The sequence below is a fragment of the Treponema zioleckii genome (genome assembly GCF_014737315.1).
In the GTDB taxonomy this organism is placed as follows: Bacteria; Spirochaetota; Spirochaetia; order Treponematales; family Treponemataceae; genus Treponema_D; species Treponema_D zioleckii.
Genome location: NZ_JPUF01000042.1, coordinates 19,619 through 35,065 on the forward strand (window position 1 = coordinate 19,619; position 15,447 = coordinate 35,065).

The following is a 15,447-nucleotide window of genomic DNA, read 5'->3' on the forward strand; positions in this document are numbered from 1 at the left end:
TTTTATTTTTTACCCAAAAGTGAAAAATTTTCTACGCCGCAAGAGTAAGCAATTCCCATGCCAGGCTCTTTTAGGCACTTCAATTGATGAATCGAGTTCATTACTGCATCTTTTTTGTCTGAGGAAACTAGCATTATTAGCATTTCTTTTTCTGGAACGATGTGCATTCCAAAAAATCTTTCGTCGGTTTCGCGGGCTGTTCCCCTTGCGTTTACGACGGTTCCTCCGGTGGCTCCCGCGCTTCGTGCAGCTGCCATTACGTCATCGGCGTATCCTTTGTTCACGATTACGGTAATCATTTCGTTCATACAATTCTCCTTTTTTTGATTCTCCCTTCCTTCGGTTTTTTCGTCGCTTCCGAGCCTAAAAAAATCCCCGATGTCGCACGAGAACAATTCTCCGAAACCTTTTTTCTCGTGGCTGGTCGCAAGTTTTATGGCGCGGGCAATCGCACTTCTTGAACTTTCGCTAACAATCATAAGAATCACGTCTTTTGAACTTTCTCCAAGTCCCAAAATTGCTGCAAGATTTGATTTTGCAAGTCCTCGTCCCAAAAGGACCGTTCCTCCGCCGCAACCAGATTCCATTGCCGAGCGGGTGAGTTTTTCGCCCTTGTCGTGAGGCACTACGCTGATTAAAAGTTTTAGTTTGCTCATTTTTCCCCCTCGTTTTCCTGAGAATTTTCAAGTTGCTTTGCGTTAAGCTCAGTTTTGATTTTAAAGATGATTCCAAGAATCTGAATCGCGATTAAAGGAGTCATTGCGACAAGTGCGATTACTCCGAACGCGTCCACGGCCGGATTTCCGCCACTGGCGTTTGAGGCTCCCAGCGTGAACGAGAGAATGAATGTGCTCGTCATTGGACCTGATGCCACGCCGCCCGAATCGAACGCGATTCCCGTGAATAATTTTGGGCAGAAAAGCGTAAGAATCAGTGCCACCGCGTAGCCGGGAATCAGAATGTACCACAGGCTGAACCTGAATAACACGCGTGCCATTGAAATGCCGATGGAAATTGCCACGCCCGCGCTCAGAGCCGCAAGCATGACTTTTCGCTTTATTGTGCCACCCGAAACGCCTTCGACCTGTTCTGTAAGAACCCAAACCGCAGGCTCCGCGCAAACGACTACCGCGCCAAAAATGCAGCCTATAATCAAAAGCGCAATGATTTCAACGATTCCCGGAATGTTCAGCGAGCTTGTAACTTCGCCTGCCATGTTAAAGACTTTTACGATTTTGTCACCGCTGATTGCGAACGCGCCAAGAATCTCGCCGAGTTTTTCGCCCGCCGGCATGAATCCGCCCTTTGCCCCCGTCAAAAAAATCACTAGCCCGATAAAACTCAAAATAAGACCGCGTGCCATTCGGATAACCTGGAACGGAGGCATTTTTATGAGAAAAATCTGAAAGATGATTGCCATGAGGACGAGCGGTGCCAACGCCCGAAGAACTTCAAAAATTATGTCCGGGAGAATTTCAAAAAAAATTCCGAGATTCAGGATTGATGCTGCCGATTCTGGATTTTCCGCAACGATTTCGTTCACTTTTGAGGCCGCCTCGTGCCCGCTGTTCCCAAAAAGAATGCCGAACACGCACACCGCCGCTATAGGCCCGATTGAGGCGATTCCCGTAAGACCGAACGCATCGTCGGAAGAAGTTTCAGAACCGCCTTTCGTGTGCTTTGAAGTTTTTGAGCGAACCGCCGCAACGCCAACGCCCAGTGCCATGATGAACGGCACTGTCATAGGTCCGGTGGTGGCTCCGCCAGAATCAAAAGAAACCCCTTGAAATTCTGCCGGGGTAAAGTACGCAAGAATAAAAACTGCAACGTAAGCGATAATCAGAAGAAATTTGAGCGGGACTGAAAGCATCGTGCGTAAAATTCCGAATGACACAAAAAGCCCGACTCCGGCCGCTATAAAAAAAATCAGGCCCCATTTTGACACGCCCGGATTTATTCCTTTTATTTGGTCGGCAAGAACCTGAACGTCCGGTTCTGCAATCGTAATCATAAATCCAATGAAGAACGCTGCCCCCAAAAGCAGGGGAAGGCTTCGCTTCGAGGTCAATGCCGCACCGCTTCGCTCGCCAATCGGCAGAATTCCAATGTCAACTCCGAGAAGAAAAAAAGTCAGCCCAAAAATCACGAGAATTCCGCCTGTTACGAACCTTGCAAGAAGTTCAAAACCAAGAGGCGCAATCGTGATTCCCAGAGCAAACACGATAATCATCACGGGAAGAACCGAGGCTACGGTTTCCCGGAATTTTTGGTATAGGTTCATTGACTGTATGCTCCAATTTTTGTCAAATTACTGTTGATTCTATAAAATTTTTTCTATCTTTTAAATCGTCCAGAACGAATTCGATGTGTTCTTTCAGCGTCATAATTTTTCGGGCTTCTTCGGTGATTTCGGAGCAAAGATATTTTTCGGCATCTGCCATTGAGACCCAAACCGAGCCGATTTTAAAGCAGATGAAAAATGTTTTTTCGGCAGTCTTGTAAATTTTTGCGTCAAATGATTCTGGATTTGTAAAAATTTGGTAAACTACTTTTGCTTTTTTGTCGTAACCCGCATTTGCCGCTGCGTATCCAAAATCTTTGAAAAACCAGAAAGTGTTTTTTATTTCTTCTGAATTTTTGTTTTGTGATGATTTTGAAACTGGAATCAAAATGAGAAAAATCGCCGTGCCTGCAAGCAGTATCGCAGCCCCCGTTGCCGAGCAAAGAGTGATTCTTGCAGAATCAGAAAACTCTTGCGAAAGCATGAGGAAAATTGTTAGCATGGCAAGGATTAAAATCAAACTCAGAAGGATTAAAACTTTTCCCGCCGTTCTTTTTGATTTTACAATTTCCCGAATTTTTTTCTTCATTTTGATTCTGTCCGTCTCTCCTTATATCGTGCTATTTGTAGCACTTCCAGCCTTTTGACTCTATTCCGTCAACCCACTGTTTGGCGTATTTTTTTGCGCCTTCCAAATCCATGTCACGAAAGTTTCCGCACTGAATTTCGTTTGCAGCCGGAATTTCGCCTTCCCAGTCAATAACTTTCTTAAAAACCGGGAGCAAGTGCTTCGCGATGAATTCTTCGTCTCTGTCTCCCCATACCGTAAAATAGAATCCTGTTCGGCAGCCCATCGGACTAAAATCAATTACGCCGTCAATCTCGTCACGAATGTATTCGGCAACGATGTGCTCGATTGTGTGGATTGCCCCGGTCGGCATGAATTCTTTGTTCGGCTGGCAGATTCGAATGTCGAACTTGGTAACGATGTCGCCTTTTTCGCCTTGTTTTTTAGCCGCAAGCCGCACGAACGGAGCGACTACTTTTGTGTGGTCAAGATTAAAGCTGTCAACTTTGTATGTTTTAAGTTCCATGTTTCTTATTTCTCCTGTCTTTAATTTTACCCCATTTTAAAACCCCTGCAAACCTCAGGGCAAGGGTATTAAGGGCAGCTCGAAAAACTTAAAATTTGGATGTTTTTTAAGGTTTCCTTATGAAGTCCCGGCCAAAAATCTGTTCTGTCGGTAAGTATTCCTTCATTATGGGTAAGTGTACAGAAAATTGTCGGAACGAGAGCAAAAAATGGCTTTTGTGAACGTTTGCAAGGTGAGCCGCGAAGCGGCGTCAATAATTTTCTTTGCGCCTTGCACCTCGTGAACAAAAACATTTTTTGCGGTAGTGCAGACAATTTTTACATTTACAAGTTTATAATGCGGACTATCTGTGACGAACTCCAGATTTTTACACCGGCAAGTTTATAATGCACTTGCACCGCTGATGAGCTTTTGAACGAGTTTTGCACTCATATTCGCAGCGATTTTGTCGTTAAAATCGTAAGTTGACTCTTCGCCGTCGTCCGCGCAGTCGCTCATGCACCTTAAAATAAGGAACGGTGTTTTGTTCAAAAAACATGCGTGTGCAATTGCCGCTCCTTCCATTTCGACGCAGGCTGGATTGCAAATTTCTATGATGTGATTTTTTACCTGCTTGTTCGAAATGAACTGGTCTCCGCTTGCGATTCTTCCCGAAATGAGTTTGTGCCCCTTAAAGTCGTCGGTGTCTTTTAGTTCTGCAAATGCTTTTTCAGCAGCCTTGAGCATTTTTTCGTCCGCTTTGAATTCACTTGTTTCCATGCGAGGAATTACAGTTGGTTTGTAGCCAAAACCTGTAACGTCAAAATCGTGGTAAACCGCATCTGTAGAGGCAACCATGTCGAGCACCGTAAGCCCGTGCGCCGCCGCTCCTGCAATTCCTGTGTTGATTACGTGCGTAACCCCAAATTCGAGGATAAGTCGTTGTGCGCAAAGTGCCGCGTTCACCTTTCCGATTCCGCTCATAACAATAACTACTTCCGTTCCGTTGATGGTTCCTGACACAAAACCGTCTTTTTCAGTTTTGTTTTCAGCAATTGATTTAAGGAACGAAACTTCTTCGTCCATTGCACCGATAATTCCAATTCTTTTCATTTTATGTGACTCCTTGTTTTTTATTGCAGTTTTTGCAAAGTTTTCAGTATTTTTCGTTAGAATTTCAAGAAAAACGTAAAATTTTCAAAGATTTTCTATCAAAAAGTATTGATTAATTTTTTCCTTTAGTCTAGTATATTTCTCAGCAGCAAGAAAGAAAGTTTGGTTATGAACGTTGTTCATAGCCCCTTAGAAAAGTCCCGCAGTTTCTCCTCCTTTAAGCGGGACTTTTCACTTTTAAACCACTTTTCTTTTAGATTCATTTAATATTTTCCTTCACATTTTAGAGTTTTAAATTTAATCTTAAACGAATATTGTGTTATAGTCATGTTTTTTTCTCAGAACTTATCCATATTATCCGATTTTTAAATAGAATAGGGTGATTTTAAATTTTTATAATGGAAGGTTCTAAAAAACTTTTTGAGCCGACCGTGACCTAATTTTACAAGGAGACTTGCATGCTGCACGAAAGAATCGATTTGCCTGTAAACTATAAAGGAAAAATTTCAAATTCAAATCAAAAACCGTTTATTACCACATATCTTCTTGATAATTACGAGAACTTGGATCCGAACCGCCTGCGCCCGCTCGTTGTGATTTGTCCGGGAGGCGGTTACGAGCATCTTTCAGTGCGCGAGAGCGAGGCTGTGGCCATAAAAATGAATTCGCTCGGATTTCAGGCGATAATCCTGAATTACTCGCTTGCCCCAATGGAATTTCCTGCAAGTCTTTGTGACCTTGCCGAGGCGATTGTTCTTGCCAGAAAAAAGGCTGGCGAGTGGCACGTTGACCCGAATAAAATTATTGCCGCCGGATTTAGTGCTGGCGGTCACCTTGCGGCGACTTTAGGTTGCTATTGGAATGCCGGGCTTTTGCAGGAGCTTTTGCCGTATAAGCCTCTCGAAACAAAGCCGAATGCGCTCTTGCTTTCTTATCCTGTAATTACTGCGGACGTTCGTTATTGTCACGAGGCTTCGATTAGAAACGTTCTTGGGCCTGGATGCGAGGATGAGCGCGATTTTGTAAGCCTTGAAAATCATGTTTCAAAAGATGTTCCGCCGACTTTCATTTGGCACACAAACGAGGATGAATCTGTTCCTGCTGAAAATTCAATGTTCTTCGCAAACGCATTGCGTTCAGCTGGAATTCCTTTTGAGTATCATCTTTTCTCAAAAGGAATCCACGGACTTTCTCTTGCCACTGACGAAACTTCCAAGCCTAACGGCGAGACTGTCGAAAAACAGTGCGCGGTTTGGCCTGAACTTTTTGCAAATTGGCTTGAAACAGCGTTGTAGTGTATAACTTTCACTTTTGACACAATCATTATGCAAGGGATCGTTTTGAAATTGTAGCTAAGACTTCGTAAATCATGTATTATGCGAAATTAGACAGAAACTCATAAGGGAATTTTGAAAAACTTGAATTTCTCGAAATTCCCGTAAATACAAAAGGAGATTATATGAAGAAAAGTGCAGCAATTGCATCTCTTGCAGTGCTATTTGCATTTTTTGCAGTCGGATGCAAAGAAAAGGAAAATTCTGCCCCTGCGAATAGTGTTGGGAGTAAAATTTTGGATGAAGGACGTGCGGTAGCGGAGGCTGTGAGCGAAATTCCTCAAGAGTCTGAGTCGATTCAGGCTTTTGAAGAAAGTGAAAATTCCGTTTTAGAATCAGATGTTCCTTCAACGATTCCTGGTGTAGTTCTTTTTAGCGGATGGACATATTGTACTGAAAAAAATGGAGTGATGGTTTCTGCCGCCCAGGGTGAGACCGGTGACTCAGTGCTTATCTGCATGGAAAATGGCGGACCAATCGAAAAAGAAGCCGTTCAGAGATTTTCGGACGGAACTTCTGCAAAATACGGGTTCGTAAAAATCCTTGTGGATTCAAATGAATATTGGACACGAAAGGCTTGCGTCTCAAAGGGCGGAAAAGTTTCTGTTGCGCTCGAAGACGGATATCTTTTTACAGCGACCGATATTGCGATGATGGACAAAAGAAAAGTTAAGGCCGGACAGCTTCTTGTAACTTTTGCCGGAAACGCGGAATTCGAAAAAGTGGTTGTTTACGACATGAAAACTCCTTACGGTCTTACACGTTATGTCTTAAAACCGATGGTTTCTAACGATTCTCTCGTAATCGACACGATGATAACAAAGGCCAGAATCAAAGAATATGCAAGCAAAAAGCCTGCTGACCAACTCAAACCTGTTGTTCTTGAAGAGGTTTCAGAGCTTATTGGCGGTGAAATCTAAGAGGAGATTTGAAGAATGATGAAAAAAACAGTACTTGCATTTCTTTTTATGGCAACAGGATTCTTTGCCATTGCAAAAAGCGGATACATGCTCAGAAGCAATAACGGTTCCCTAAAGAAGCAGACTGCTCGTGGAATGGAATATGCCGTGCAGATTCCTTTTGGAGCAAAAGTTGAAATCCTTTCGGATACGCCTGTAAGTGCCTTCTATTATTGGACAGGCGGACGAAGCAACAGCGCAATGGATTTTTATAAAGTCAGCTATCAGTCCGAGGAATATTTTATTGCGGCAAAAGAGTGTGCGATTGGAGAGAATCCGATTGTAATCACCGAAGACGCGACACTTTTTACAAAAGACCAGGTTTCTTCTTTTAGAAACGCATATCTTCCGCGCGGCACAATCTGTCTTAAAACAGGAAAGTCAAGCCAAAAAGGCGGCGTTTCTTTTTCTCAGGTGACTTTTTATGATTCAGCTGATTCAACTTTAAAGACTCGCTGGGTTCAGTCTAAAAAAATAAGCAGTGACGCAAATGACGTAAAGGCGGCTCAACTCGTGGAACTTGCGTTCGTACAGACTGACAAGGGCATGAAAGAGAATTTTATGAAGCTTGCCATGAACATTGAGACGACTTCAAAAATCAAGAATTACGTTGAAGCTGTTAACAAAAAGATGAAGAACATCATCGACGGAAGCAATACCGAATCGTATACCCGAGCAAATGCCGTCGTATTGACTGATGACGGTTCTATGGTAAATCTTCGTGCAGCACCGCAGAAAGGGGCTGTTATAACGAAATTGCCTAGCGAAACTCATATTGCAACTTTGTACAGAACCGTTGAGACCGAAAAAATCGAGGGTCTTACCGAGCATTGGTATTACATTCAAACCGAAAGCGCTAGCGGTTGGCTTTTCGGCGGATATATCGCTTTTCTAGGCGATGTTGAAGACGAGACTGCAGAGTAAAAAACATAATTTTCTGGCACAGATGGAATACGGATTTTTTTTGTTTATCTGTGCTGTCTTTGTATATGGTGGTTGAGCTTGTCGAAACCACCGTAAATTGTCATTCCGAACTTGGGCGAGTGCGACAACGAATGCGCTTGGCTTCGGAATCTGTAAATATAGATGCTGAAATAATTTCAGTATGGCACTTTTTACCCTTTCCGTTGATTTCCAATTTTCAATTTTTTTATTATACTCTCCATTACTCTTGTATTTTTTTTAGGTTTTTCTATGTCTGGATTTTATGATTTTTATGATGTTGCAGTAATTGGAGGCGGACACGCAGGAACAGAAGCGTCGCTTGCGTGTGCCCGGATGGGGCTTAAAACCGTTTTGATAACACAGTCAATTGACGCAATTGCCCGCATGAGCTGCAATCCCTCAATCGGCGGAATCGCGAAAGGTAACATTGTTCGCGAAATTGATGCTCTTGGTGGCGAAATGGGTAAAATTATCGACAAGTCGATGATTCAGTTCAGAATGTTGAATAAAAGCCGCGGACCTGCGGTTCAAGCTCCACGTTCACAGGCTGACAAAATTCTTTATTCTCAGATTGCCCGACAGACAATCGAAACTACGCCGAATCTTTATACTCTTATGGATACCGTAGTTGATATTCTTACGACTGAAAGCGAGACTCCGCTTCCGCCTGATTCTGAAAGTTCTCAAAAAGGTCAGATTCCGGGCGAAAAGAGCGAGACTTCGCTTTTGACGGATGCTGCCAAATCTGGAAAGCGGCAAAAAGTCACTGCTGTTGTTACGGAGCGAGGCCGCATTATTCCTGTTCGTTCGGTTGTGCTCACCACGGGTACTTTTTTGGGCGGAAGAATTTTTATTGGCGAATACGACGCTCCTTGCGGGCGCGTTGGTGAGTCTGCCGCTTTTGGGCTTACGCAGTCGCTCAATCGGCTGGGATTTACTACCGGAAGATTAAAGACCGGAACTCCGCCGCGAATTCTTCGTCACACGATAGATTTTTCTCGTCTTGAAGAGCAAGGCGGAGATGACGTTGTGATTCCGTTCAGCTTTGAGAATGAGACTGTTGACCGCCCGATGGTTCCGTGCCACGTTGTTTACACGAATCAGGAAACTCATAAAATTATTCGCGAAAATATCGGTCGCTCGCCGCTTTACTCTGGAAAAATCAGCGGTATTGGCCCTCGTTACTGTCCGAGCATCGAAGACAAAGTTATGCGTTTTGCAGAACGCGAGAGGCACCAGCTTTTTGTTGAACCAGAAAGCCTTCTTACCGACGAAATTTACTTGAACGGTCTTTCTTCCTCACTGCCGGAAGAAGTTCAGGATGCCTTTTTGCGTACTCTCCCTGGTTTTGAAAACTGTCACGTTTCTCGCCCAGGCTACGCGGTTGAGTATGACTACGTTGAGCCGACGCAGCTTTTTCCGAGTCTTGAGACAAAACGGGTTGCGGGGCTTTTTGATGCCGGTCAGATTAACGGAACTTCGGGTTACGAGGAGGCTGCTGGACAGGGGCTTGTTGCAGGAATTAACGCAGGTCTTTACGCAAAAGCTCATAAGAATCTTTGCGGAGAGCTTGCGAAACTTCATGGTGGAATGGGGCAGTCACCTTCAAGTGCCGAAGACGGTGCTTTTGAGCCTAAAGCGCGTTTTACCGAGCAAGAAATCGCACATTTTGCTGAAATCAGTGCAAAAGAGACTCTCCTCGTAAACGAGTTCCTTGAAAAGCATGAACAGTCTATCGGAAACGAGAACTTCCACAAAATTCCTGAATGGCAGCCGTTGATTCTTGGTCGGGACGAAGCCTATATTGGTGTCTTAATAGATGATTTGGTCACTTTGGGAACAAAAGAGCCGTACCGAATGTTTACCGCTCGTGCTGAATACAGATTAAAGCTTCGCCACGATACGGCAGACCGCCGTTTGGCCCAAAAAGCGTTTGATGTTGGCTTAAAGACTCAAAGCCAGCTTGATGCCGTAAAAGTTAAATACGAGCAGGTTGCCGAGGCCACAGAATTGCTCTTGAAGAATCCAAAGAGCGAAAATCCGGGATTTTCGGCAATCGTCTGGGAAGAAGCTCAGGAAGACGCAAAATACAAATATTACATCGAAAAGCAAGATGCCCGCGTTGCAAAAATGCACAAAATGGAAAAATTCCATATTCCTGCTGATTTTGACTACGGAAGCATTCCGGCGTTAAGTTCTGAGAGCCGTCAAAAACTTGAAGCTGTTCGCCCGCTAACGCTTGGTCAGGCAAGCCGAATAAGCGGAATCCGTAACAGCGACATTATGCTTTTGATGGTTTATCTAAAATAAGCCTACGCGCGAGTTTTTGGAAACGCTAAAAACAATTTTTTATACTAAAAGAGTCTTTGTGCGTTTTTCAAAAACTTGCGGGAAACGTTCAAAGAAAACTTAAAGTTGCAAAGTTGATTCGTGGCGTTTTCTTAGGCTCTGGTAATAATTTCTATCATTTCGTCTTTTGAGAAAATATTTGTGTTGCACAAATCCGAGGCGAATGCACTTATGGATTTGTCGTGCAGCAAAATATTGCCCGTGCTAATGTAAGAACGTATACCTTTCTCGCAGAAAACACGGAGCGTTTTAGCCTTTTCTTCTATGCTGTTGTCCGTTGCGCCCATGCGTGTTGGCGAAATAATTACTTTTAAGTCATTGTCCGAGAGAAACTTTAAAAGTTCATCGCTTTTTGCAAGAGGGTCGGCATTTATAATTTGTGACGGGAAAAGTACGTCGAGCATTTTTAGAATTTCGTCCGGCGTGCTGTCAGCCTCAATATGAATTTTTGTCTCAAGATTGTAGCTTTTTGCAAAACTCAAAAGGTTGTTGTATTTTTCAGGATTTTTTATTACGTCTTTTCCAAAAATGTCCAATCCGTGAAAAAGCCCACGTTCAATAAATGTCTCAGCCAGAAAGAATTTTGTTTCGCTGTCAGTGTTTACGCCCAAGACGGGTTTTATCGTAATCTGATCAGAATATTTTTCGAGCAAAGAATTGATTGTGAGCGCAAATTCCGACGGCGAGCCACATTTTTCGGCAAGATTTATATTCACTGTGCCTTCAAGTGTCTCTACGTTATCTGCAAGCGCCTCAATAATTGAGAGTGCAAAAAGATTCTGAACGTCTTTTTTTGAAGTTATGCGCATGTGCGTATAGTCAATAATTTTTTGACGATGATTCGATATACTTTCATTTTCCGCTTCCGAAACTTCGGGGATGTAAAAACCGGCCCAAAGAACGTAAGAGGGATAGCGCATTCCCAGCAAAAGATGATTATGAATATCTTTTTTTTGGATTTTTATAAAATCAGCTATGTTAGTCATGCAATTTTCCTGCTTTTAGCAACTGTTTTATAATTTTGTATTTTCAATATAACATATTATAAACCGATTAACTTAATTCTGCATCAAATTTTTCCCAAGTTTGTTCAACTGCATTTTTGAATGATTCTTTTTCTTCATCTGTCAGGAACGATGCCGTAAAACCGTTAAGGATAAGCTGTTTTATTTCATTCTTTTTAAAATGAAGCTTTGTATAGAGTTTCCAATACTCATCGATGAGTGAAACTCCAAAAAACAACGGGTCATCCGTGTTTAAGGTTACAAGAATATTTTTTTCGAAGAACATTTTTATAGGATGCTCTTCGTAGATTTGCACATATTTTTTTGTAAAAACATTGCTGGTCGGACAAATTTCAAGCGGCAATTGCGTGTCCGCAAGATATTGCATTAATTTTTCGTCAAACTTTGCCGAAATTCCGTGGCCGATTCTCTTGGCATGAAGAATATTGATTGCGTCCCAAATTGATTCCGGGCCAACGTCTTCGCCAGCGTGAGCAACGGTAAGAAGATTGTTGTCCCGTGCCCGCTGAAAAACATGCCCAAAATCTTTTGAAGGGCCTTTCGTCTCTGCTCCGCCAAGTCCGATTCCTATGATTTCTGGAATTCTGTTGCCTAAAACCAAATCCAGATTTTTTTGTGCGTTTTCTTCGCCAAACGTCCTTGAAACATCAATAAGAAGATTTACGGTTACGCCAGTTTCCTGTTTAATTTTCTGGATGTTCTTTTTGTAGTTTTTTACCATCTCAGAAAAGCTAAAACCTTTTTTTAGAAAAGCCGATGGAGCCGCAAAAACTTCAACGTATGCAAGACCGTTATCAAGAATGTAGTTTTTTAAGTCATCAAAAATCAAATCAAAATCATCGATTGACGTAAAAAGTTCCTGAACTTGAAGGTATGCCGCTATAAAGCCATTCAAATCTTCGTAGCTAAAAAGATTGTGCATCGCCCTGTCGGTGAATTCAACGTTATTTTTTTTGAAAAAGAGTTTTTTTATTGTTGCTTCTGAGATGACTGCCTCAATGTGCAAATGGAGTTCTGCTTTTGGAATCTTTTTGAGAAAATCATAGAAATCTGGCTTTTTAATCATTGGCAGTCTCCGTAAATTTAATACTTTTTCAATATCTCTATATTTATCGGTTTATCAAAGTGTTTTCTCCAACTGATTAACCAAATCTTCAAAAGAATCAAGAGCGCTTTGAACAGGCTCCGGGCTTGACATGTCAACTCCGGCAAGTTTTAAGCTCTCGATTGGGTAACGGCTTCCTCCAGATTTTAAGAAGTTGAAGTAATCCTCTTTTTCTTTGGCTCCGCCATGGGTCACTCGTTTTGCAAGGGCGAGGCTTGCAGAAATTCCTGTAGCGTATTTGTAAACGTAATATGCACCGTAAAAATGCGGAATTCTCAAGCCTTCAAGGTCGCTTTCTTCTTCAAATACCATGTCTGGCCCAAAATACAACTCTAAAAGTTCCCGGTAGATTTTTCTGAGCACGTCTGCGGACAGCGGCGTTCCGTTTTCGACGAGTTCGTGAGCTTTCAGTTCGAATTCTGCGAACATCGTTTGCCTGTGGAGCGTCGCCAAAATATCATTTGCCCGCATTGCGAGAAGATAATTTTTCATCTCCGGTGTTTTTGCATTTTTCAAAAGATATTCAAAAACCAATTCCTCGTTGAAGGTTGATGCGACTTCTGCTTCAAAAATCGTATAGTTGTACTGCAAAATCGGATTGTTGTTCTTTGAGTACCAGCTGTGCATCGAGTGGCCGCCTTCGTGTGCCATTGTGAACACGTCACGAATATTGTCGTCCTTGTAGTTCAGCATGATGTAAGGATAGCCCCTGTATACACCGCTTGAGAAAGCTCCGCTGCGTTTGCCCTTGTTTTCGTAGCGGTCAACCCAGCCGTTCAAAAGTCCGTCGCAGAGCGTGTTCGTGTATTCTTCGCCGAGAACCGAAAGTGCTTTTCGGCAGATTTCTACGCTTTCTTCATAGCTCGTTTTGCACTCCACGTTTTTTACAAGCGGAACGTAAACGTCGTAATGGCGTAATTCTTTAAGTCCGAGCACGCGTTTTCGGAGCGCATAGAATCTGTGCAATGCAGGAAGATTTTTGTGAACGGTTTCGATAAGATTCATGTAAACCGATTTTGGAACGTTGTCGCCGTAAAGTCTCATTGCCAGTGTTGAATCGTAGTTTCGCGCACGTGCCATAAAAACGTCCTGACTCACACTTCCGCCGTAAAGTGCGCCAATCGTGTTTTGATGGTTCTCAAAGCCTTTGTAGAATTTTTTGTAAGCTTCTTTGCGGATTTCTCTGTCTGGATTCTGCATAAAGACAGAGTAGGTTGATTGCGTTAGCGGTTGCTCTTCGCCGTCAACTTTTATGCTGCCAAACTGCAAATCAACGTTTGTGAGCAAACTGAATGCATTTGAGGCTGTTCGTGCACTTTCTGATTGTAATGAAAGAATTTTTTCTTCAGCTTCGCTCAGAGTGTGCGGTTTAAAATGCAATGACTTTTTTATGTAAATCTTATAGTCCCTGAATTCTGGCTGTTCAATCCATGCGTTGATTTTTTCCTCTGGAATCGCCATAAGTTCTGGATCTAAGAATGATGTTTTTGCGCTGAATTCTGCATACGCCATTGAAGCCCGGCCTTCCATATTTTGGGCTTTGCTGTCTCCGCCGTCAGCCGCGTGCTTTAGGCTGGCATAGTTGTCTAGCATTTCGATTTTTTCGTAGAATTTTGCCAATATTTTTAATGCCGAAAGCAAATTTTCTGATGATTCAGCAAGTTTTCCTTTTAGTTTTAAAAGTTTTTCTGTGTATTCCGGCAAAGTTTTGAACTCTGCTTCCCAAGTTTCATCTGATTTGTAAAGTGTAGATAAATCCCATTTATCTTTTTCTGGAACATCTTTTCGTAAAGGAATCGTATTTTTAGACATAGTTCAGATTATAACGCAGTTTTTTCCAATTCACCACTATAAATGTCAAAAATTGCACGGCTTCCGCAATATAAACTTGTAAGTGTAAAAAAAATTGTCTGCACTATCGTAAAAAGCCGTTTTTGTTCACGTGGTGCAAGGTGCAAGGAAAATTATTGACGCCGCAAAACGCGGTTCCCGTTGCCGTCGCGCTTTGTGAACACCTGCAAGCCCACCCGCCAAAGCGCAAGTTTTTCGTTAGAAAAACTTGCGGGAAACGCACAAGTGAATTTTAGGTCGGAAAATAAGTTTCTGGCGTTTCCGTGTCTTAAAAAATTGAAAGGTGAATTTTGTTCCCTAAAATCAGTTAAAGTGATAAATTTAAAAAGTTCACTTTTTGAACATAATTTTAATTTTAAGGAAGAAACAATGGATTTTGTAAACGAACTTCGTGCCAAAGCTAAGGCTGCTGGTAAAACTATCGTTCTCTGTGAAGGTGAGGACAAACGTGTTGTGGAAGCTGCTTCCAGAATCGTAAAAGAAGGAATTGCTAAAATTACACTTCTTGGAAATAAAGCTGATATTGAAAAATTCGGTTTCGATATGTCTGGCGTAAATATCGTTGACCCAACGACAGACGCAAATGCTGACAAATATGCAGAAATCTTGTACAAAGCTCGCGAAGGAAAACTCAACAAAAAAACTGGTCTTCCTGAATACGCTGACGTTGCCGCTGCAAAAGCCGCAGCTCTCAAAGACTATACAATGTACGGCGCATTGATTCTTAAAGCTGGAGACGCAGACGGATTCGTTTCTGGTGCTTGCCACTCAACAGCAAACACTCTCCGCCCAGGATTGCAGGTTATCAAGACTGCTCCAGGATGCAGCACAGTTTCTTCTTGCTTTATCATGGTAGCTCCAGAGGGAAGCAACAAATATCTTCCAAACGGAATCGCAGTATTCGGTGACTGTGCTATCAACATCAACCCAACAGAAGAGCAGCTTGCAGACATTGCAATCGCTTCTGCAAACACTGCAAAAGTAATCGCAGGAATCGAGCCAAAAGTTGCAATGCTTTCATTCTCAACAAAAGGAAGCGGTGCAGACCCTAAAGACGGCGACACAGTTGGAAAAGTTTCTCGCGCAACAATCATCGCTCACGAAAAAGCTCCAGAGCTTGCCCTTGATGGTGAATTCCAGTTTGACGCTGCAATCGCACCTGAAGTTGGAGAACTCAAAGCTCCGGGAAGCGCAGTTGCAGGACACGCAAACACATTCATTTTCCCTAACATCAACGCAGGAAACATCGGTTACAAAATCGCTGCACGCATGGGCGGCTGGAAAGCAATCGGTCCTGTTTGCCAGGGATTTGCAAAGCCACTTAACGACCTTTCACGCGGATGCAACGTTGACGAAATCGTTGACACAGTTGCAGTAACAGCTCTTCAGGCATAAGTTTTGCAACAAAAAAG

At 42.8% G+C, this 15,447-nt stretch carries 13 protein-coding genes; 5 read left to right on the forward strand and 8 right to left on the reverse strand.

All coding sequences use genetic code 11. The annotated features are described in order from the left end of the window. Positions 1 to 2: 2 nt before the first annotated feature. The 5 genes from JI65_RS11335 to JI65_RS11355 all read right to left on the reverse strand — a co-directional run bounded on the left by JI65_RS11335 (position 3) and on the right by JI65_RS11355 (position 4,467). The gene (locus tag JI65_RS11335) at positions 3 to 656 is read right to left on the reverse strand and encodes a P-II family nitrogen regulator (RefSeq protein WP_191016618.1); all 654 of its coding nucleotides are present in this window, start codon (positions 654 to 656) and stop codon (positions 3 to 5) included. Further along, positions 653 to 2,281, reverse strand: coding sequence for a DUF1538 domain-containing protein (locus tag JI65_RS11340; protein WP_191016621.1), 1,629 nt, complete (start codon positions 2,279 to 2,281; stop codon positions 653 to 655). The genes JI65_RS11335 and JI65_RS11340 overlap by 4 nt, the downstream gene beginning before the upstream one ends. A gap of 22 nt (positions 2,282 to 2,303) precedes the next feature. Then, on the reverse strand, positions 2,304 to 2,870 hold the full coding sequence (locus JI65_RS11345; protein ID WP_191016623.1) for a hypothetical protein: 567 nt from the start codon (positions 2,868 to 2,870) through the stop codon (positions 2,304 to 2,306). 31 nt (positions 2,871 to 2,901) lie between these two features. Continuing rightward, positions 2,902 to 3,375 carry an S-ribosylhomocysteine lyase gene (locus JI65_RS11350; protein WP_191016626.1) on the reverse strand — a complete coding sequence of 158 codons (474 nt, stop codon included), beginning with the start codon at positions 3,373 to 3,375 and terminating at the stop codon, positions 2,902 to 2,904. Positions 3,376 to 3,756: 381 nt separating this feature from the next. Then, entirely contained in the window at positions 3,757 to 4,467 is a 711-nt protein-coding gene (locus JI65_RS11355; protein WP_191016628.1) for a 5'-methylthioadenosine/adenosylhomocysteine nucleosidase, read from the reverse strand. 458 nt (positions 4,468 to 4,925) lie between these two features. Between JI65_RS11355 and JI65_RS11360 the strand changes: the two genes are divergently transcribed. From JI65_RS11360 to JI65_RS11375, 4 genes are all read left to right on the forward strand, one after another. Next, positions 4,926 to 5,762 (forward strand): alpha/beta hydrolase, encoded by an 837-nt coding sequence (locus JI65_RS11360; protein WP_191016630.1) that lies wholly within the window; start codon positions 4,926 to 4,928, stop codon positions 5,760 to 5,762. Between the two features lie 164 nt (positions 5,763 to 5,926). After that, entirely contained in the window at positions 5,927 to 6,721 is a 795-nt protein-coding gene (locus JI65_RS11365) for a hypothetical protein (protein ID WP_191016633.1), read from the forward strand. 15 nt (positions 6,722 to 6,736) lie between these two features. Next, complete coding sequence (locus tag JI65_RS11370) at positions 6,737 to 7,684, forward strand: SH3 domain-containing protein (RefSeq protein WP_191016635.1); 948 nt, start codon at positions 6,737 to 6,739, stop codon at positions 7,682 to 7,684. A gap of 270 nt (positions 7,685 to 7,954) precedes the next feature. After that, entirely contained in the window at positions 7,955 to 10,015 is a 2,061-nt protein-coding gene (locus tag JI65_RS11375; protein WP_191016637.1) for a tRNA uridine-5-carboxymethylaminomethyl modification enzyme MnmG/GidA, read from the forward strand. Positions 10,016 to 10,146: 131 nt separating this feature from the next. On the opposite strand, the gene JI65_RS11380 is transcribed toward JI65_RS11375, so the two are convergent. The 3 genes from JI65_RS11380 to pepF all read right to left on the reverse strand — a co-directional run bounded on the left by JI65_RS11380 (position 10,147) and on the right by pepF (position 13,996). Next, complete coding sequence (locus tag JI65_RS11380; RefSeq protein ID WP_191016639.1) at positions 10,147 to 11,040, reverse strand: hypothetical protein; 894 nt, start codon at positions 11,038 to 11,040, stop codon at positions 10,147 to 10,149. 67 nt (positions 11,041 to 11,107) lie between these two features. Beyond that, positions 11,108 to 12,145, reverse strand: a complete 1,038-nt coding sequence (add, locus tag JI65_RS11385) for an adenosine deaminase (protein ID WP_242457226.1) — start codon at positions 12,143 to 12,145, stop codon at positions 11,108 to 11,110. A gap of 54 nt (positions 12,146 to 12,199) precedes the next feature. After that, positions 12,200 to 13,996, reverse strand: a complete 1,797-nt coding sequence (gene pepF, locus JI65_RS11390; protein WP_191016642.1) for an oligoendopeptidase F — start codon at positions 13,994 to 13,996, stop codon at positions 12,200 to 12,202. A 408-nt stretch (positions 13,997 to 14,404) separates the two neighbouring features. Here pepF and pta point away from each other — a divergent pair, with 408 nt between their 5' ends. Beyond that, on the forward strand, positions 14,405 to 15,430 hold the full coding sequence (gene pta, locus JI65_RS11395) for a phosphate acetyltransferase (RefSeq protein ID WP_191016645.1): 1,026 nt from the start codon (positions 14,405 to 14,407) through the stop codon (positions 15,428 to 15,430). Positions 15,431 to 15,447 lie beyond the last annotated feature (17 nt).